The 18590-nt window shown below is 55.0% G+C and carries 21 protein-coding genes; 8 read left to right on the forward strand and 13 right to left on the reverse strand.

The genetic code is table 11. The features are described 5' to 3' along the window. Positions 1–57: 57 nt before the first annotated feature. From PAG01S_RS13110 to PAG01S_RS13120, 3 genes are read right to left on the reverse strand one after another with little or no spacing between them, the layout of a single operon-like run. Positions 58–2442, reverse strand: a complete 2385-nt coding sequence (locus tag PAG01S_RS13110; RefSeq protein ID WP_081114156.1) for a xanthine dehydrogenase family protein molybdopterin-binding subunit — start codon at positions 2440–2442, stop codon at positions 58–60. After that, positions 2439–3431: an FAD binding domain-containing protein gene (locus PAG01S_RS13115; protein ID WP_033760775.1), complete on the reverse strand. Its 993-nt coding sequence runs from the start codon at positions 3429–3431 to the stop codon at positions 2439–2441. Before PAG01S_RS13115 ends, PAG01S_RS13110 begins: the two co-directional genes overlap by 4 nt. Continuing rightward, positions 3428–3916, reverse strand: a complete 489-nt coding sequence (locus PAG01S_RS13120) for a (2Fe-2S)-binding protein (protein ID WP_022624540.1) — start codon at positions 3914–3916, stop codon at positions 3428–3430. The genes PAG01S_RS13115 and PAG01S_RS13120 overlap by 4 nt, the downstream gene beginning before the upstream one ends. 439 nt (positions 3917–4355) lie before the next feature. On the opposite strand from PAG01S_RS13120, the gene PAG01S_RS13125 reads away from it, so the two are divergent. Further along, the gene (locus PAG01S_RS13125) at positions 4356–5249 is read left to right on the forward strand and encodes a LysR family transcriptional regulator (RefSeq protein WP_062758974.1); all 894 of its coding nucleotides are present in this window, start codon (positions 4356–4358) and stop codon (positions 5247–5249) included. Positions 5250–5269: 20 nt separating this feature from the next. Here the strand turns inward: PAG01S_RS13125 and PAG01S_RS13130 are convergent, their stop codons facing one another. The 4 genes from PAG01S_RS13130 to PAG01S_RS13145 are packed head-to-tail and all read right to left on the reverse strand — an operon-like array spanning position 5270 to position 8674. Continuing rightward, the gene (locus PAG01S_RS13130) at positions 5270–6109 is read right to left on the reverse strand and encodes a metal ABC transporter permease (RefSeq protein ID WP_062758976.1); all 840 of its coding nucleotides are present in this window, start codon (positions 6107–6109) and stop codon (positions 5270–5272) included. Continuing rightward, the gene (gene sitC / locus PAG01S_RS13135; RefSeq protein WP_062758977.1) at positions 6109–6969 is read right to left on the reverse strand and encodes an iron/manganese ABC transporter permease subunit SitC; all 861 of its coding nucleotides are present in this window, start codon (positions 6967–6969) and stop codon (positions 6109–6111) included. Before sitC ends, PAG01S_RS13130 begins: the two co-directional genes overlap by 1 nt. Before the next feature lie 2 nt (positions 6970–6971). After that, positions 6972–7787: a manganese/iron ABC transporter ATP-binding protein gene (locus tag PAG01S_RS13140; protein WP_062758979.1), complete on the reverse strand. Its 816-nt coding sequence runs from the start codon at positions 7785–7787 to the stop codon at positions 6972–6974. Next, complete coding sequence (locus PAG01S_RS13145; RefSeq protein WP_376715423.1) at positions 7784–8674, reverse strand: metal ABC transporter substrate-binding protein; 891 nt, start codon at positions 8672–8674, stop codon at positions 7784–7786. The genes PAG01S_RS13140 and PAG01S_RS13145 overlap by 4 nt, the downstream gene beginning before the upstream one ends. A gap of 482 nt (positions 8675–9156) precedes the next feature. Here PAG01S_RS13145 and PAG01S_RS13150 point away from each other — a divergent pair, with 482 nt between their 5' ends. The 4 genes from PAG01S_RS13150 to PAG01S_RS13165 all read left to right on the forward strand — a co-directional run bounded on the left by PAG01S_RS13150 (position 9157) and on the right by PAG01S_RS13165 (position 10827). Beyond that, positions 9157–9450, forward strand: a complete 294-nt coding sequence (locus PAG01S_RS13150; RefSeq protein WP_033768781.1) for a hypothetical protein — start codon at positions 9157–9159, stop codon at positions 9448–9450. 247 nt (positions 9451–9697) lie between these two features. Next, complete coding sequence (gene ycgZ / locus PAG01S_RS13155; protein WP_010246891.1) at positions 9698–9943, forward strand: regulatory protein YcgZ; 246 nt, start codon at positions 9698–9700, stop codon at positions 9941–9943. 174 nt (positions 9944–10117) lie between these two features. Continuing rightward, on the forward strand, positions 10118–10411 hold the full coding sequence (locus tag PAG01S_RS13160) for a hypothetical protein (protein ID WP_010670560.1): 294 nt from the start codon (positions 10118–10120) through the stop codon (positions 10409–10411). A gap of 161 nt (positions 10412–10572) precedes the next feature. After that, positions 10573–10827, forward strand: coding sequence for a biofilm/acid-resistance regulator YmgB/AriR (locus tag PAG01S_RS13165; RefSeq protein ID WP_010246887.1), 255 nt, complete (start codon positions 10573–10575; stop codon positions 10825–10827). Between the two features lie 473 nt (positions 10828–11300). Here the strand turns inward: PAG01S_RS13165 and PAG01S_RS13170 are convergent, their stop codons facing one another. Continuing rightward, complete coding sequence (locus PAG01S_RS13170) at positions 11301–11495, reverse strand: hypothetical protein (protein ID WP_010246886.1); 195 nt, start codon at positions 11493–11495, stop codon at positions 11301–11303. Between the two features lie 424 nt (positions 11496–11919). Here PAG01S_RS13170 and PAG01S_RS13175 point away from each other — a divergent pair, with 424 nt between their 5' ends. Both PAG01S_RS13175 and PAG01S_RS13180 read left to right on the forward strand, forming a co-directional pair. Beyond that, positions 11920–12936, forward strand: coding sequence for a substrate-binding domain-containing protein (locus tag PAG01S_RS13175; protein ID WP_033768778.1), 1017 nt, complete (start codon positions 11920–11922; stop codon positions 12934–12936). A 116-nt stretch (positions 12937–13052) separates the two neighbouring features. After that, a complete protein-coding gene (locus PAG01S_RS13180; protein WP_010246880.1) occupies positions 13053–13448 on the forward strand; it encodes a (R)-mandelonitrile lyase in 396 nt (131 codons plus the stop codon). Positions 13449–13468: 20 nt separating this feature from the next. Here the strand turns inward: PAG01S_RS13180 and PAG01S_RS13185 are convergent, their stop codons facing one another. After that, positions 13469–14353, reverse strand: coding sequence for a LysR family transcriptional regulator (locus PAG01S_RS13185; protein WP_062758983.1), 885 nt, complete (start codon positions 14351–14353; stop codon positions 13469–13471). Positions 14354–14452: 99 nt separating this feature from the next. On the opposite strand from PAG01S_RS13185, the gene PAG01S_RS13190 reads away from it, so the two are divergent. Then, entirely contained in the window at positions 14453–15178 is a 726-nt protein-coding gene (locus tag PAG01S_RS13190) for an SDR family oxidoreductase (RefSeq protein WP_033768775.1), read from the forward strand. A 46-nt stretch (positions 15179–15224) separates the two neighbouring features. Here PAG01S_RS13190 and PAG01S_RS13195 read toward each other — a convergent pair whose 3' ends face one another. From PAG01S_RS13195 to PAG01S_RS13210, 4 genes are all read right to left on the reverse strand, one after another. Further along, positions 15225–15965: a YoaK family protein gene (locus PAG01S_RS13195; RefSeq protein WP_029519590.1), complete on the reverse strand. Its 741-nt coding sequence runs from the start codon at positions 15963–15965 to the stop codon at positions 15225–15227. 211 nt (positions 15966–16176) lie between these two features. Then, positions 16177–16506, reverse strand: coding sequence for a DHCW motif cupin fold protein (locus PAG01S_RS13200; protein ID WP_052271314.1), 330 nt, complete (start codon positions 16504–16506; stop codon positions 16177–16179). A gap of 33 nt (positions 16507–16539) precedes the next feature. Beyond that, positions 16540–17232: an aspartate/glutamate racemase family protein gene (locus tag PAG01S_RS13205; RefSeq protein WP_033760791.1), complete on the reverse strand. Its 693-nt coding sequence runs from the start codon at positions 17230–17232 to the stop codon at positions 16540–16542. A gap of 67 nt (positions 17233–17299) precedes the next feature. Next, complete coding sequence (locus PAG01S_RS13210; protein WP_062758985.1) at positions 17300–18457, reverse strand: MFS transporter; 1158 nt, start codon at positions 18455–18457, stop codon at positions 17300–17302. Positions 18458–18590 lie beyond the last annotated feature (133 nt).

Consider the following 18590-nt stretch of genomic DNA (forward strand, 5'->3'; position numbering starts at 1 on the left):
TCAGCCCGCGCCCGCATATCCTCACATCGACCTGCTGGCAGCAGGTCAGGAACAGGCTCAGATAATCTTATCGAGAGTAATAGGTAAGTCGCGCACCCGCTTACCGGTGGCATGGAACACCGCATTACTGATCGCTGCCGCCACGCCCACGATACCCAGCTCACCCACGGCTTTACCGCCCATGGTGGTCGCCTCAAAATCGGGCTCGCCAACGTTGATGGTGGTAATGCTCGGGATGTCACCGTTAACCGGCACCAGATAGTCCGCCAGGTTGTTGTTGATCACCCGACCATTGCGTGGATCGACGATGCCCTCTTCCATCAGCGCCTGACCGACGCCCATGATCATGCCGCCAATCCACTGGCTGCGCGCCAGTTTAGGGTTGTAGAGACGACCGCTGTCGAGCGCCGCCACCATCCGTTTGACCCGGATAGTGCCGAAATCTTCATCGACCCGCACTTCCACAAACTGCGCGCTCCAGCTGTGGGCCGAGAATTTTTCAGGGCGGCTCATGTCATTAAGGTTGCGCACCATCTTGTCGCGCTCGCTCTGTGACAGATCGTCCGGGAAAGTGCCGCCTTTCACCGTCAGACTCTCCGCCGGTGCCAGGCTTGCCAGCCGGGCAAATGAGACCGCCAGACCGCTGCGCAGATTATGCTGAACCCCGTCGCCTTTCAGCGTGAGCTGAGATGCCGGAGTGCCATTCAGTGGCGACTGTGGCAGCTCGCTGGCGAGTTTCAGCAGCTGGTCGCGCATTCGTCTGGCGGTATCGTTCACCGCCGCGGTCACGTTGCCCGCAAGCTGCGATCCACCTGCGACACCGGCACGCGGCAGCTCAGTATCACCCAGCTGAACCTCAATGGTGGTGGAGGCGACGCCAAGAATGTCGGCAGCGGTCTGCGCCAGGATGGTATAGGTCCCGGTGCCGATATCCGCACCGGCGCACTGCACCACAAATTTACCCTGTGGCGTCAGGATGATTTTTGCCTCAGCCGGCAGTTTGTTGACCGGATAGGTGCCAGAGGCCATGCCCCAGCCAATCAGCTCACGCCCTTCGCGCATCGACCGCGGCGTCATAATGCGCTTATCCCAGCCAAAGGCCTCAGCCCCTTTCTGATAGGCTTCTTTCAGGCGACGCGAACTCCACGGCAGATCGAGCTGATAATCTTTGTCCGCCCAGTTGCGCAGACGCAGCTCCAGCGGATCGATATTCAGGGCATAGGCCATCTCGTCCATCGCCACTTCCAAGCCAAAGGCGCTGGGGTTTTCACCTGGCGCCCGCATCCAGCCTGGCGTCACGGTATTGATCGGCCTGACCTGATGCTGGGCGGAGACGTTGCCCACCGCATACATGCGGGCGGTGACTTTGCTGCAGTTCTCAGCAAATACATCGATTAATGAGGTTTCACTGAAGCTGCGCTGGATAATCGCCTGGATTTTGCCGTCACGCGAGGCACCCAGTTCCAGCTGCTGCGAGGTGGCGGGACGTCCGCCCAGACCAGTAAAGGTCTGCGGTCGGGTCAGCGACACTTTGATAGGACGCTTCAGCGCTCGTGATGCCACACTGGCCAGTGCGACGTGGGTGTAAGGCACCGGCTTGGACCCAAATCCCCCGCCGACATAGGGTGAAATAATCCGCACATCTTCAACGTCAATGCCCATCCACTCGGCGATTTCCACCTGCGCGCCTGCCACCCACTGACTCGGCTCCCAGACGGTAATGCGTCCATCCTGCCACTCAGCGACACAGGCGTGCGGTTCCATCGGCATGTTGTATTCGCGCGGCGTGGTATAGCGCTGGCTCAGACGCACCTCGGCCTGCTGCATCGCCGCCTGTGCATCGCCCATATCGATATCCTGTTTCGATACCGGTTTCGGTTCGACACCCTCATCGGTGGCAAAAATCAGTGCAGGCGAGGTTTCATAGTCGATCTCCACCAGCGAGGCGGCATAAGTTGCCTGCTCAAACGTCTCTGCCACCACCAGACCGATGTTCTGGCCGTTGTGAATAATCACATCGTCCTGAATCGGGGTATAGGTTGACTGCGCCGCGCCGCCGTCTGCAATCGCGGTAGGTTTGTTGATCTTCAGGTTATTCAGATGGGTATAAACCGCCACTACACCCGAGGCCTGCTGCGCCTTTTCCGTCGACATCCGGCTGATACGGCCGCTGGCAACAGTAGACTGGATCACCACGCCATAGAGCGGATTTCCCGGCTGATGTTCTACCGCATACCGCGCCTCACCGGTGACTTTTACTTTGCCGTCGCCCCGCGAGCGCCCGGCGCCCAGTCCCTCAATCGGATCGGTGGTTTCTGGTTCTGCCGTGGCAGTATCACTGGCACTGGCGCTTTGCATACTCAGCCCCAGGCTGCCCGCCGCTGAGATCGCCGCCGTCGCCTTCAGTAACTCCCGACGTGATTTGTCATTTACGTCACTCATGCGGTTTCTCCTGCTGCCATCAGCGCACGTGCAATCACACGCGGCGCCAGTTTTACTTTATAGGCGTTGTGGGTCAGCGCCTGCGTCTCCTGTGTAATCCGTTCTGCCGCCTGGAAGACCGTCTCTTCATTAAACGGCTGGCCCTCCAGCGCCTGCTCCACCGACCTGACCCGCCAGGGTTTGGTGGCGACGCCGCCCAGCGCAATATGGACCTGACGCATCACGCCGTTCTCCAGCGTGAAGCCTGCGGCCGCGCTGGCTGCAGCAAACTCATAAGAGCTGCGGTCACGGACTTTAAGGTAGTGTGAGTGTCGCAGTGACTCGGTTTGCGGCACTTCAATGGCCACAATAATTTCGTCATCGCGCAGATCGTGCTCACGATCAGGTGTGTCACCCGGCAACAGGAAGAAATCATCAATCGCGATGCGACGGGTTTCGCCCTGCTGATTCTGCAGGACCACGATGGCGTCAAACGCCACCAGCGCCACCGCCAGATCGCCGGGATAGACCGCGATGCAGCTGTCGCTGGCGCCCAGGATGGCATGATTGCTGTTAACGCCATCCAGTGCGGCGCAGCCGGAACCCGGATTGCGTTTGTTGCAGGCGGAAAAGGTCGCCGGATCGCGGTAATAGGCGCAACGGGTACGCTGGCGTAAATTACCGCCCAGCGTGGCCATGTTACGAATCTGCGGTGACGCGGCCTGCCACAGGCTGCCGTAGATGGCTGGCGCGTTCTGCTGGCAGGCGGGATGATCTGCCAGGCCGCTCATGGTGACCAGCGCGCCGGCCGTGATCTTATCGTCGTCAAACTGCAGGTTTTTAAGCCCGGTCAATCCAGTGATGCCGATGAGCTGCGGCGGCGTGAAGACCCCACACTTCATCAGATCGAGTTGTGTGGTGCCCCCTGCCAGAAACTGGCTGCCAGACTGCTGTTTCAGGGCTGCGGCTTCCTCAGGCGACTGCGCGACTTTCCAGCTGAATTCATTCATGCGGACTCCTTCGCCATCTCTGCTGCGGCCTGTTTAATCGCATCCACAATGTGCGGATATGCTCCACAACGGCAAAGGTTGCCGCTCATATACTCACGGATCTCATCTTCTGAACCCGCATGGCCCTCTTTGATGCAGGCGACGGCGGACATAATCTGACCCGGTGTACAGTAGCCGCACTGGAAGGCGTCATTCTCCATAAAGCAGCGCTGCACCGGGTGCAGCTCACCTTCGGTGGAAGCCAGCCCTTCAATGCTGGTCACTTCGGCGCCATCCGCCTGAGCCGCCAGCGTCAGGCAACTCAGCACCCGCTGGCCATTAATCAGTACCGTGCAGGCACCGCACTGCCCCTGATCGCACCCTTTTTTGGTGCCGGTCAGGTTAAGATGCTCACGCAGCGCATCAAGCAGGGTGACACGGGGATCGACCTGCATCTGCTGCGACTGACCATTAACCTGCATTGTTAGCGATATTTTTTCCGACATTGTCTGCTTCCCATTGTTGGGGGCCAAAAGATTTAATTTTTTATAGGTTTATTTCTGACGGGGTTCGAATCGGGGGAAAATCGTGATAACCCTAATCTTTACGCGCGTATCTCTGCTTTAAGGTTTAGCAGCTTTTTGGCAATTTTGCGGGGAAGCCGGGAAAAGTAAGTGTTATCTGAATGGCGGAGCGAGGTTGAATCGGGATAAATATGTGTTCATACAACGTTCATCTAAATGATTTTATTAATTTTATTGAAAAAAGATTTTATAGCCGTCGTTCATAGGGTTTATCTGTCCGCCTCATTAATCCTGCCGCGAAATGTGTAACCCTGAAAGGCAATTTCGGGTCTGATAGCAGGTCGGGTAGCGAAGCCGTAGTTAACGTCGATAAATCGGCCTGTCCCGACCGGGATAACCGATCAAACAGGTCAGAGGGCCTATGCTGAAAGAAAATTTTAACGATCTAATCTATCTGGTGGTGGTAGCAGAAGAGCGCAGCTTCACCCGGGCAGCGGCGAAGCTGGGTGTGTCGCAGTCGGCACTGAGCCACGCGATTCGCGCTCTGGAAGAGCGTCTTAGCGTCCGGTTGCTGACGCGCACTACTCGCAGCGTTGCCCCGACAGAAGCCGGTGAACGGCTGATCACTACCCTCGCCCCGCTGTTCAGCGAGATTGAGTCTGAACTGGTCAATGTCGCTGACAGTCAGGGTAAAATCTCCGGCAACATTCGTATCACCGCAGGCGAACATGCGCTCACCTCTACACTCTGGCCGCTGCTCAGGCCCTTTCTTCAGCAATACCCCGATGTCCATGTTGAAGTGTCGGTGGATAACAGTCTGACCGATATTGTCAGCGGCCGTTTCGATGCGGGCGTGCGACTGGGTGAGCAGGTCGAAAAGGATATGGTGGCGGTGCGCATCGGGCCGGACTGGAATATGTGCGTGGTGGCAGCCAGCAGCTATTTTGATCAGCACGGCAGACCTGAGACTCCCTATGATTTACAGCATCATAACTGCATCAACCTGCGGCTGCCGACGCTGGGTGGCCTCTATAACTGGGAGTTTATGCGTGATGGCAAGGAGATCAGGGTCAAAACGCAGGGTCAGTTAATTTTTAATCATCTCGCGTCGCGCATTGATGCCGCACTGAGCGGGATGGGGATCTGCTATGTGCCGCAGGATAGCGTTGCGGAACACCTTAAAAGTGGCCGTCTGGTTCAGGTGCTGGCTGACTGGTGTGAGCCTTTTCCGGGTTATTATCTTTACTATCCCAGCCGCAGACAGCACACCAGCGCCTTTACACGTTTGATTGATGCGGTGCGCTATCGCGGTTGAGAGACAGCCGCGATAGCCAGTCAGCTGGCATTAAGCCGCTGTCGTTCAAGCTGCCGCGTTTTGCGGCCTGAAATCACCATCGCCACAATAAATACCAGTGCAAACAGCACCACGATCGTGGGTGCTGGCGCGCTGTCGATAAAGAACGATAGATAGACACCGCTCAGCGACACCAGCACCGACACCACGACCGCCACCAGCAGCGCATGTGAAAAGCGGCGGGTAAGCAGAATTGCGATAGCACCGGGTGCGATCAGCAGGGAAATCGACAGGATGATCCCTACTGCTTTCAGCGTCGCCACAATGGTCAGCGAGACCATGCAGAGCAGCCCGTAATGCAGCCAGCGTGCGGGTAAGCCAGAGACCTGTGCCTGCTGCGGATCAAAACTGAACAGCATAAAATCACGCCATTTCACCGCAATAACCCCAACGATCACCGCTGCGATAAGCGAGGTCTGAATTATGTCAGCGCCCGTAATGCCGAGCATGTCACCAAACAGAATGTGATCAAGATGCACCTCCGGTTTCACGGCGATATAGAGGATTAATCCCACCGCGAACATGCCGGAAAAGACGATTCCCAGCACCGTATCCTGCTTGATGCGACTGTTGTCCTGCAGAAATCCACTGGCAACGGCACAGAACAGACCGGCGACAAACGCGCCCACCGCCAGCGGCAGCCCGGCCATCCAGGCGAGGACGATGCCAGGGAATACCGCATGGCTCATGGCATCGCCCATCAGCGCCCAGCCTTTCAGTACCAGAAAGACCGACAGCAGCGCACAGGGGACCGCCACCACCAGCGCAATCAGCAACGCGCTGTTCATAAAAGCGAACTGGAAAGGTTCAAAGATCCACATCAGCCAGGCTCCTTTTCGGGACGATGGCGGCCGCGACGCCGGTTAGCAAGCAAGCCATGTTTGGGCGCAAAAACAAACGCCAGCAGGAACAGCAACGTCTGCGCCACCACGATGATGCCGCCCGTTGCGCCATCCAGGTAGTAACTCGCCCAGGCACCTAGAAAACTGGTGATACTGCCAATCGCTACGGCAATCATCAGCAGACGCGGGAAGCGGTCGGTGAGCATCCAGGCCGTCGCGCCTGGCGTCACCACCAGACAGATCACCAGAAATGCACCGACGGTTTGCAGCGCCGCCACGGTTGAGACTGCCAGCAGGGTAAAGAAGAGGACTTTCAGTCGTTCAGGACGCAGTCCGATGGCGCGCGCGTGATTCTCATCAAAGAAGGTGACCATCAGATCCTTCCACTTAAACAGCAGAATGATGACCGACAGCCCGCCAATCAGCGCCAGCTGAAGTATATCCGCGGGCGCAATCGCCAGAATATTGCCGAGCACAATGGTCTGAATGTTTACCGCGGTCGGATTGAGCGACACCATAAACAGACCCAGACCAAAGAAGGAGGAGAAGATCAGGCCGATGATTGCATCTTCTTTTAAGCGGGTGCGCTGATTGAGTAACAGCATACTGCCCGCCGCCAGCCCACCAGAGAGAAACGCGCCCAGCGCAAAGGGCAGTCCCAGCATGTAAGCACCCGCTACGCCCGGCACGATGGAGTGCGACAGCGCATCGCCAATCAGCGACCAGCCTTTGAGCATCAGATAGCAGGAGAGAAACGCACACAGGCCGCCGACCATGGCGGAGACCCACATCGCGTTGAGCATGTAGTGATAACCAAAAGGCTCCAGTAACAGTTCCATGGTCAGTTTCCGTCTTCAGGTGCCGTACGTGGCGCAATAAAAGGCCGCTCATCGTCGGTGATAATCTGATCGTCCAGCCCTTTCACCATCACATGACGCAGCACCCCACTGAACGCGCGCTCAAGGTTGGCGGCGGTAAAGGTGGTGCGGGTCGGGCCGCTGGCCAGAATGGTGCCTTTGACCATCACGGTGTAATCGCAGAACTCCGTGACCGATCCCAGATTATGCGTTGAGACCAGCATGGTCTTGCCTTCATCGCGCAGCTCACCCAGCAGACTGATGATTCTGGCCTCGGTCTGAACGTCCACGCCGGTAAACGGCTCATCCAGCAGGATAACGCTGCCCTGCTGGGCAATGGCGCGCGCCAGAAATACCCTTTTCTTCTGTCCGCCGGATAGCTCACCGATTTGACGATGGCGGTAATCCAGCATATCGACCCGCGCCAGCGCATCACTGATAATCTGCTGGTCGTGTGGTTTGGGTCGACGCAGCAGGCCCATATTACCGTAGCGACCCATCATCACCACATCCTCCACCAGCACCGGAAAAGACCAGTCCACCTCTTCCGATTGCGGCACATACGCGACCAGACTCTGACGCAGTGCTTCACGGGTTGGCATGCCGAGTACCGAGATGCTGCCGCTGGCGAGCCGGACAAAACCCATCAGCGCTTTGAACAGGGTTGACTTGCCTGAGCCATTGACGCCCACCAGCGCCGCAATCGATCCACCCGGCACGCTGAAGCTGGCATCATGCAACGCGGTGTGACCGTTGCGATAGGTCACGGTAACATCGGAAACCACGATGGTGTCTGTCATTGCGCTTTCTCTCCCGCTTTGATGCCCTGTGCCAGCGTCTCCGTGGTGACTCTGAGCAAATCCAGATAGGTCGGCACCGGTCCCTGAGCGTTGCTTAATGAGTCGACGTAAAGCACCCCACCGTAATGCGCACCCGTTTCCCGCGCGACCTGGCGGGCTGGCTTATCCGACACGGTGCTTTCACTGAACACCGCCGGAATAGCATTTTTCTTCACCTGGTCGATCACTTTTCTCACCTGTTGCGGCGTGCCTTGCTGATCAGCATTTACAGGCCACAGGTAGAGTTCTTTCATACCCAGGTCGCGAGCCAGATAGGAAAATGCGCCTTCGCTGGTCACCATCCAGCGTTTATCCTCCGGGATGTCGGCAATCTGCTGGCGTAGTGGATCCAGTGCTGCGGTAATTTTTTGCTTATAGGCGGCGGCGTTCTGACGATAAGTTTCCGCATGCGTCGGGTCATATTTCACCAGCGCATCACGGATATTATCGACATAGATCAGCGCATTGTCCGGTGACATCCAGGCGTGCGGATTCGGTTTACCGTTGTAAGGCCCCTCGCCGATACCAATCGGTTTTACCCCGGCAGAGACAATCACTTCCGGCACCCCATCCAGATGCTGATAAAAACGCTCAAACCAGCGTTCGAGATTAAGACCGTTCGCCATGATTAACTGCGCACCCTGCGCCCGTTTGATATCGCCGGGCGTCGGCTGATATTCGTGTATTTCAGCACCCGGTTTGGTAATGGAAGTGACTTCGGCCGCATCGCCCGCCACGTTCTTTACCATGTCAGCGATGACCGTAAACGTCGTCACTACCTTAAATTTTTCTGCTGCATAGCTGCTGGTCGCCATCAGGGTTGTCAGTAGCGCACTCAGTAGCATCATGGTTATTTTTCTTTTCGGGACCATAGGGCGATCTCCAGAGGTGATTAAAAACAGAACATAATTAGCATAGGCTATTTTTTATAGCACAGGCTATACCTTTGTAACAGCGAAGGGTTGTGAAGTTTCTTCAGCGTCCGGGCCCGAATGTGAAGTTTTGTAAGCTAGGTGTTTTACTTATTGATATGTAAAAAGTTAATTTCAATGATGGAAAGTTTATGGAAAGCGTGATGTATAGCTATAACCGGGTTTTACGCCTTTCTCATCTGTGGTTGAGTAAACCGCAGGAACGATAACAGGATTAAAAAAAGGCCATCCTGGCTGTGCAATTAACCGAACAGCGTTCTGACACCGGGCGTCACCCACATGACACGCACAGCAGACCGACAATTAAAATAATCTTATTGATAGGCTGAATTGATTAAGCTTCGTAAATTTTTTTGCTACAGTTAATGTTACTTACCGCAATCACCCAGGAGGATAATTTGTATTTTTCCAGCGACGAAAAAGCGAATGTCATCATTGGCGAAGCCGCAATGAACCTGTTTAATGCCGGTCAGGAAGTGAATGTTGAACTGCTGATTAATGAGCTAAAGTTCATGGCTGACTCTGAAGTTAATGAGACTCGCCTTGAGCAGATGCATCATGCGCTTCAATGGCTGATGGGGTTCAAAACCATCGGTTCTCGCAGCACCGCACCGGCGAACTGGCTTGCCAAAACCACTGGCAAAGAGCCTGCGGCTCCCGTCTCTGCCGATGACATCTTCTTTAAACACTAACCCATGTGTGACGTTCCTCTCCGGCCTTAATATTCAGGTCGGAGCGTCGGTGGGGTGTGAATGATACAAGAATCTGGTACAATTTTTACCTCGCTACAAACTCCTCGTAACACCCTGTTTTAAAAGCCTTAGCACTTTTTGCACAAAAAAATTAATCCCAAAAATCCAAAATTCTGTACAAGTTTTGCAAAGATGTATAACTTGCGCATCCAGAGTGCATACATTTAAATCACCTGAGGACAACAACATGCGTCAGAACGGACAAGCCCCGGAAACGATCAGCGATATTGCCCGTTACTTTAATCAGGCCAGCTCACCGTCGCAACAGGAGACGCTGGGTTCGGTTGTGGTGGAAATTCTGCGCGCAGGTCATAGCCTTAGTCGGAAAACGATTTGCAGTAAACTGCTGAGTCGCCTTGAACTGGCTGCCACGCCAGAAGAAGAGAGTCATCTGCATGAACTCATTGCGATGCTGTTTCGTCGCGAAGATTAATGCCCTCTCACGGTCGTGCATGTTAATCAGGACGCCTGTTTCAGCCATCACCCAGGAAGATCTATCCTAGCAATAAAGCCCAGTTCTGCTTCCCGTATCGGGTGCACTAAGTCGCACCCGCTGACGCATACGGACCCGCAGCATGGCCATTGATTCGCAATCAGAGAAGCCAGTATGTACAGAAGTGAAGATGAGAAACTGACAGATGTTATGATCGGCGAAGCCGTTCTGACATTACTCAAGTCAGACAAACCGGTATCCAGCAACGCCTTAATCGCACAGCTCGAACTGATGGCTGCTGATGCTGACGACGCCGTGAAAGTGTCAGTGATTCGCAAAGCCATCACTGAAGTCCGTAATGGTATGGTTGCCGCGCGCAAACGCGTGCAGGGCGACGGTGCCGAACGTGATAACACGGCTCATCGTATGAACAGTGATGGCCCGCCTGAAGGTTCGAAAAAGCACTGATTGAGCGTACTGCGTACCTGATACATGCGGCTAATTTTAAGCGAAGCGGCAGACCTGAACAGAATTTTTAAGGCGGGCTGGGCAAAACGAAAACTGCGCCTACACTCGTTTTTGACTTCAACCATTGCATCTGACCCATTTTCCTCAGAGAAAGAATAATCATGCAGCATTCATCATCAGATTCTTCAATCATTGACTACTTCCGTAGCGCAGGCGATCAGCTTGCTCCGGAAACTGAACTGCTGGGCGCAGTGATTCGTGACATTGTTGCTGATCAGGGACGTGTAACCAATAAAGCGATCATCCTCTATCTGATCGCGGAACTGGAATGTACTTCAGATGTTGTCAGGCTGGATGTGTTACGCAAAACGCTGGAAATCGTGGTTGGCCGCACGCCAGACGATACCGGCATCTGATACGCCATTCTGCGTTACCTCTGGTAACGCAGGATACTCTTCCCCCTCGCCCGCTTTTGTTTCCTTCCCTCACTTTCGCTGTATACCCGATATGCCACACAGAAATTATCCGATATAAAAATTCTTTTGCAGGTTAATGATGTAGCAGGGATTTGATCCCGACGATAACGCTTTTTTGCAATCATGCCAGAGGATGATCATTCAGGCTTAATAAGACCTGCCAATGAAAAGGCGAACTTCTTTATCAGAAATTCGCCACCCCTAATGAATAATCAACAGAAAGATCTGACTGACATTTTTAATGCGGTCATCAACCGTCACGCTGAATAAAAAAGAAACAAACGACTCACAAAAAATCCGTTTTAATGGCTGCCAGCAATATGCAATGCCTCTTATTCTCGCCGATGTCAAAGGTAGCAGGGCCGCTATCATGACACAGGCCGGGACAACGCCCGGCATCAGGCCTGGCAACCTTAATGCATCTTACGAGTGAAAAAGCTTATCGCTTCCTGACACAATGCTTTCAGCCTGCTGTCACGCGTCTCTTCGCTCAGGCGAAACAGCGCGTCCGTAATGTCGTGGAAATGAACCGGCTCTCCCGCCTTGATCAAATCACTGACTACCGCACCAACCAGCGCACGGATTTCATTATCGTTGTCGTACTTCACACGACCTCCCGATGGTGTATGCATATACAGTCTATCATTAGCGGGAGCCAAAAAACAAAAAAGCCGTCAAGCGGGAAATATAAGCGAAGCGGCAAAAAGGTTATTAACTATACAACCTCAGAATATTATCTTGCTTTATTTTCACCCCATGCAGCCCTGAAGCTATAAATAGCCAAAACGTGGTAGCAACCGCTGTAATCTATTTATGCCCATGTATATTGAGAGTTGGATAGTTATATATCGCGGAAACAGACTTTTGGCTGAATGTGTTATAAACACTTTTTCGACTCACTGTTTTTTGCGATAACCTGCGCGGCAGGCTTCCCTGCCTGATATGTTCTGACCAGCCTGTGTTAAATGATCATCTGACAATGGCCAGCAGTATGATAAAACTATCGTCATCCTCTGGTGTCACGAGCAGCACATGGCTAAATTTACCCTGAAACAGATTGCTGCCCAGTCGGGACTCAGTCTGGCGACCATCGACCGGGCACTGCATCAGCGCGGCAACGTGCATGCCACAACCCAGCACCGAATCCAGCAGGCGATAGCGGACCTGGAACTGATGCAAAAAGCGGGACTCGCCAGGGGAAGAACGATCTATTTCGACGTCATCATGCATACACCTGACCGCTTTCAGCCACTGATACGTGAGGCGTTCAGCAGTCAGATTGCCAGTTTTACTGCCTTTAAACTTCAGCTGCGTTTCCACTTCGGCGCGAATTTGACTGCGGAGGCGATTAACGCGCTGCTGAATAAAAAAGCGTTGCATAGTCACGGAGTCATTCTTAAGGCAGCCTGTTCTGGTGAACTTCATCCCACCCTTGAATCACTGCTGAAACAACGCGTTCCGGTGGTCACCATGATGAGTGACCTGCCCGGCAGCGCGCGCCTGCGCTATATCGGCATGGATAATTTTGATGCCGGTAAAGTGGCGGCTTTTCTGATGTCAAAATGGCTGCGGGTGAGTCGTTCGCATATTGTGGCTGTGACCGGCAGTCACGATTTCATTGGCGAACAGGAGAGAATTCAGGGATTTCAGCGAGCAATGCAGGAGTTTGCGCCCCAGCATCAGGTGAGCGTGGTAGCAGGCGGTTATGGCATTGACGCCCGGATGCAGCAGTCGGTGACACAGTTCTTGCAGAGCCATCCGGATGCAGATGCGGTCTACACAGTCGGTGGCGGTAATCCCGGCATACTGCGCGCTTTTGCCGAACAAAAGCGGACGGTTAACGCTTTTATTGGTCACGATCTCGATCGTGAGAATCGTGCACTGCTGCAGGCCGGTAAAATTGATGCATTAATCGAGCATAATTTACAGCTTGATGCGCTGCACGCTTTCAGAACGCTGCTGGCGTTTCATGGATTTTTGCCCGCCTCAGAACCGCCCGCGCCCTACTCTAAAATCAACATCATCACCCGTTACAACATGACAGCCTGAAAAACTGTCAGGCAATTAATGAGCCCGGCTCATAACCGTTTGCCGACTGAGCGGGCTAATCACGCTCCGGCTTGCCGGTTACACTGTGCATGACACGTTAACAACAGGAGTGAGTAATGAAAATTATCGCCAACGGATCGCTGCCTTCGCGTAAAGGACCTGCTGAATATTTTACCGGTACGGTTCGGATTGATGCACCATTCCAGGCAACCGAACCCGCCCGCGTGGGTGGCGCAACGGTGACTTTTGAACCGGGTGCCCGCACCGCATGGCATACCCATCCACTCGGGCAAACCCTGATCGTCACGCATGGCCAGGGCTGGATTCAGTGTGAGGGTGAAGCCATTCAGGTGATGAACACCGGTGATATCGTCTGGATCCCGGAAAACGTGAAGCACTGGCACGGTGCAACGCCGGATAACGCCATGACGCATATTGCTATCGCTGAGTCACTGAACGGCTCGCCGGTTGACTGGCTGGAGCAGGTCAGCGATCAGCAATATCAGCGCTAAATCAGACGTGCATTCTGTCGCTAAAGTCTGACGTGATCGATCAGCGCCCTCAGCTTGGGGGCCAGATTTTTGCGGCTTGGAAAATAGAGATAGAAGCCGGCAAAGGCAGGCAACCATGCGTCGAGCAGGGTCACCAGTTCGCCACGTGCGATGTAAGGCTGGAAGGTTTCTTCCATGCCAAAGCTGATGCCGCCCCCGGCGCAGGCGGTGCGGATCATCACCCCCATATCGTTAGTGGTGAGTTGCGGATTGACGGCAACACTAAACTCGCGTCCCTGCTCTGCAAACTCCCAGCGATAAGGGGCCAGACCAGGCCCTTTTCGCCAGCCTATGCAGCGATGATTGACCAGATCCTGAGGATGTTGCGGCGTGCCTGCGCGAGCCAGATAGGCGGGTGACGCCACCGCCACCTGACGCTGCGCGGTGGATACCGGCACCGCAATCATATCCTGAGCAATCACCTCCCCCAGCCGCACGCCCGCGTCATAGCCTTGCCCGACAATATCAAACTCCTCATCGGTGACGGTGATATACAGCTCCACCTGCGGGTAAGCGGTAATAAAGCTCGCCAGTAGTTTTCCCCCCAGCATCCGCTCAGCAATCGAGGAGATCGCCAGCCGCAGCTGGCCCCGAGGTTCCGCAGCCAGTTCGGCAATATCGGTCACGGCGCGATTGAGCTGGTTGATCGCCGGCGCCACTTCGGCATAGAGCCGCTGTCCGGCTTCGGTCAGCTGAACCGATCGTGTGGTGCGCTGCATCAGCGTGAGGTTAAGCCGGTCTTCCAGACGCCGCAGACTCTGGCTGATCGCCGGACGCGTAACACCTAATTGTTCTGCGGCCAGCCGGAAATTTCGCGTCTGCGCCACAATCACAAAAACTTCGAGAGCATTTTTATCGGCATTCATTGGTCAGATTGAGTTACCAGTGCGTAAAGTGTTCGGTGGATTATCTTTATAATCCAGTCGCCGTATGATCGCCAGTGACAACCTGACTGGAGAAAAAAAATGACTCAGAAAGTGATTTTAATTACCGGCGCCTCAAGCGGCATCGGTGCAGGCATTGCACGTGAACTGGCGAAAACAGATGCCATTCTGCTGCTGGGTGCGCGGCGGGAAAGCCGCCTGGCCGCGCTGGCTGAAGAGCTGCAGTTCAATGGTGCAGAGGTGGCGATCAAAGCGCTTGATGTAACGCGCCGCGAAGAGATGACGCAGTTTGTTGAGTATGCGCTGGCGAGATGGGGCCGGGTGGATGTAATGATCAATAACGCCGGTATTATGCCCTTGTCTCCGATGGCATCGCTGCGGGTAGAAGAGTGGGATCAGATGATCGATGTAAACATCAAAGGGGTGCTGTATGGCATTGCGTCAGTGTTGCCGACCATGCTGGCCCACCAGCGCGGTCACATCATCAACATCGCGTCGATAGGGGCGCTGGCCGTGTCGCCCACCGCAGCTGTCTACTGCGCCACTAAGTTTGCGGTGCGGGCGATTTCCGACGGATTACGGCAGGAGAACAGTCAGCTACGGGTGACCTGTGTCCATCCCGGTGTGGTGGAGAGCGAGCTGGCATCAACCATTACCGATCCGGCAGCCGCCGAGGCGATGCAGCACTATCGCGCTATCGCGTTGCAGCCGGACGCCATTGGTCGCGCCGTGCGCTATGCCATTGAACAGCCTGAAGAGGTGGATGTGAACGAAATCGTGGTGCGGCCAACCCGAACGCAGCAGTAAGCAACCCGCCCGATGCGCTGTGTGCATCGGGCGGGCGGTTTTACTGTCAGTAGAGGCTTCTGCGGGTACGCTGCACGGTGATGGCGATGGCCGTCAGTGCCACCAGCATCAGAAATATCCCCAGTCCAACCATGGCGTTAAAGCCATAGACTTTAAACAGCAGCAGACCGGCAATACAGCCGCTCAGGAATGAAAACACGGTAGTCAGATGGGTGTGCAGAACCTTCTGGAAAAAGCGACGATCGTCGGTTTCAAGATGCACGGCGTGAGAAGTATGGGCAAAGATCCACGACCCCAGCGCAATACCCGCATCGGTCAGCGTGCCAGTAATGTGGGTCGATCTGACGCGGCCATTGGAGAGCTGCGTCGAGGTCGCATTATGAATCCCCATTAAAAAGCCCAGCATTAACAGCACTTCCCCGTTAAAGCTTGGCCGGTAGAACACGATTTCAAAGATTGATGCCGCCGTCAGTGCCGCCCCTTCCGCCAGAATGATCAGACAGAATATGGTGCGTAACTTATGTCTGATCCCCACTACCACCGCCAGCCGGGCAACGGTACAACCCAGCACAAAGGCAATAATCAGTGCCATCAAAAACAGCATGGTATGGAGGTCGCTGGTGGTCACTTCCTGGGAGATTTGCGAGGTGTTACCGGTCATATGCGATGGAAAAAATCCAAACGCGCCCAGCGCCATGGCATTAAGGATGCCGGCGGTGGTGGCAAGCACCAGCGCCAGCAGTCGATCTTCGGTATGCGAACGAACTTTCTTCTTTTTTATCAGCACAGGCTTCCCCACCTCAGGTGAATGCAAAACGTTCTTATAAGGCTTCTAGCATACAACCTGATGGAAATTATTCCTGTCAGAACCAGATAACTCTGATGAAATAAGCCATTAATTTTGCTGATTTTTATAAAGCTGATTCAGTTTACTTTTAAAAGTGTCAACGACGCGATGATTCACCAGCAGCTGATCACCAGAGAGGCAGACTGTAAACTCAGTCAACGATGAAGAGTTGCGCGCCTGTGGACGTAAAGGAGCGATGTGGTTCAGCATTGTCCGCCACCTGATAGCTGACGCCCGGTGTCAGCACGAAACGGCGACCATCTGCCAGTTCAGTGTGCAACTCACCCGCCATACACAGCAAAATATGGCCCTTTGTGCACCAGTGATCGGCGACATAGCCTGGTGAATAGTCGACCATCCGCACCCGGATATCGTTAAACTTCACGGTTCGCCAGGTCGCCTGCCCCTGGTCGCCGGGATGAATCGTCTCTTCAATCTGATCCCACTGGGTCAGGCCAAACGGCAGATTTTCAATTTTCATGCGATTCCCTCAAGGCTAAGTGCAGGATAAACGTCAGGCCAGCGCCTGGGTAACAGCCTCTTCCGCGTGGATAAGCGTGGTATCAAACAGTGGCACGCTGGCATCCGTGGCATCCACCAGCAGTGTGATTTCGGTGCAGCCGAGAATAATGGCCTCCGCCCCCTGCGCGACCAGCTGCTGCATGATCTCCCCATAACGGCGACGCGACGCGGGATTGATCTCACCCAGACAGAGCTCGTGGTAAATCACCTCATGCACAAAAATCCGATCCTCTCTATCCGGCGTGATCACCTCAAGACCAAACTGCTGCTGAAGTCGCCCGCGATAGAAATCCTGTTCCATGGTGAATCGCGTCGCCAGTAATCCGACCTTACGCACCCCGGCCTGCTGAATGCGCCGTCCGGTGGCGTCGGCGATATGCAGCAGCGGGATGCCCGTTGCGGCGCTGATTTGTGCTGCCACTTTATGCATGGTGTTGGTACAGAGTACGATGAACTGCGCGCCAGCCCGTTCCAGATTGCGTGCCGCTTCAGCCAGTATCTCTCCCGCCTGCTGCCACTCGCCCGCGGCCTGTAGCTGCTCAATACGCTGAAAATCGACGCTATAGAGCACCAGCTCCGCCGAGTGCAGGCCGCCCAGCCGCTGTTTAACCTGCTGATTGAGAATACGGTAATAGAGCGCGGTAGACTCCCACGACATACCGCCTAACAGACCAATGACTTTCACAATGCACTCCGGGTTCAGGGGTTTTATTTCAGCATGCCAGATCGACATTGATCGGCAACGGCTTTGTTCAGTTGATACTGTTCTGAGGTCTGAAGCGTCGGGCAATCACCATCAACAGCACCACGCCAGCGCTCATGATCAGCCAGGCCTGGGTCATTGACGTGCCGCTATCACGCACCCAGCCTGCCAGCAGCGGCATCAGAGCCGCAATCAGATATCCGCCTCCCTGCACGCGTGACAGCAGAATGCCCGCCTCTCTGGCACTGCGCGCATGATCCAGCGTGACGATCAGCGACAGCGGAAAGAGCGCACCGATGCCCGTACCCAGTAACAGTGAAGAGAGTATCGGCATCGTGCCCGGGTAAAAGACCAGACTCAGCAGCCCCAGCAGCAACAGGGCCAGCACACCGAGCAGCAGCGGACGGCGATCGGGAAAGCGATGTAACGTCGCCGAGACAATGAATCCTGCCACCACTTCGGTTAACGTCAGCGCGGCGAGCAGATAGCCACTGTGGCGAGCACTCCAGCCCAGTTGAATATAGAATGGCGGCAGCCAGGCCAGCACCAGCGTATAAGCACCCGTGCCAATGCCGAAAAAGAGCATCAGCAACAGGGTACGCCGCACAGGCAGCGTCGCTGCATCAGAGGCCACGCTCACCTGCGGCGATCGCCTGACTAAAGTCAGCCAGATCAGCAGTGTGACCAGCGTTAACCCGCCGGAAAGCGCCAGCGCGGGTTGCAGGCCCAGCCATGAAAACAGCGGGTCAGCACCGGCAGCAGTCAGTGCTGCGCCCGCCATAATGCCCGTGCTGAACAGCGCCATCAGCGTCGCCGCGGCCCCAGCAAAGCGTTGCCGGATCAGAGCGGGCATCAGCGCCTGTATCACGCCAATTCCTGCGCCCCCCGCCAGCGCGGTGAGCAGCAGCTGAGAGGGAGTAAGCGTAACGCCGCGCCACAGGCAGGCGAACGTCAGACAGAGCAAACCGGCGGCGATTCCCTTTACCGGCCCGATGCGGGCGATCAGCCATGGGCCAGAGAGTGCGGCCAGACCCATCATCGCCACTGGCAGCGTGGTCAGCAGACTGAACGTCGTCGACGACAATCCGGCCTGCAGTTGCAACACCGGGAACAGCGGGCCGATAATCGCCAGCATAGGCCGCAGATTCAGCCCGATAAGAAAAGCGATCACGGCAAACAGAATGGGGAACAACACCTTATTTTTCATCATCGACGCCTTAACAGAGGATTGACGATGACAGCACCGGGCTGCCACCATTTATCTTAACGTTAAGATAAATTCTCCCCGGTGTTAAGAGGCTGCGCACAACCCGACAACATAACCACAATATTTAAAGGTA

The sequence above is a fragment of the Pantoea agglomerans NBRC 102470 genome, from assembly GCF_001598475.1.
Lineage (GTDB): Bacteria > Pseudomonadota > Gammaproteobacteria > Enterobacterales > Enterobacteriaceae > Pantoea > Pantoea agglomerans.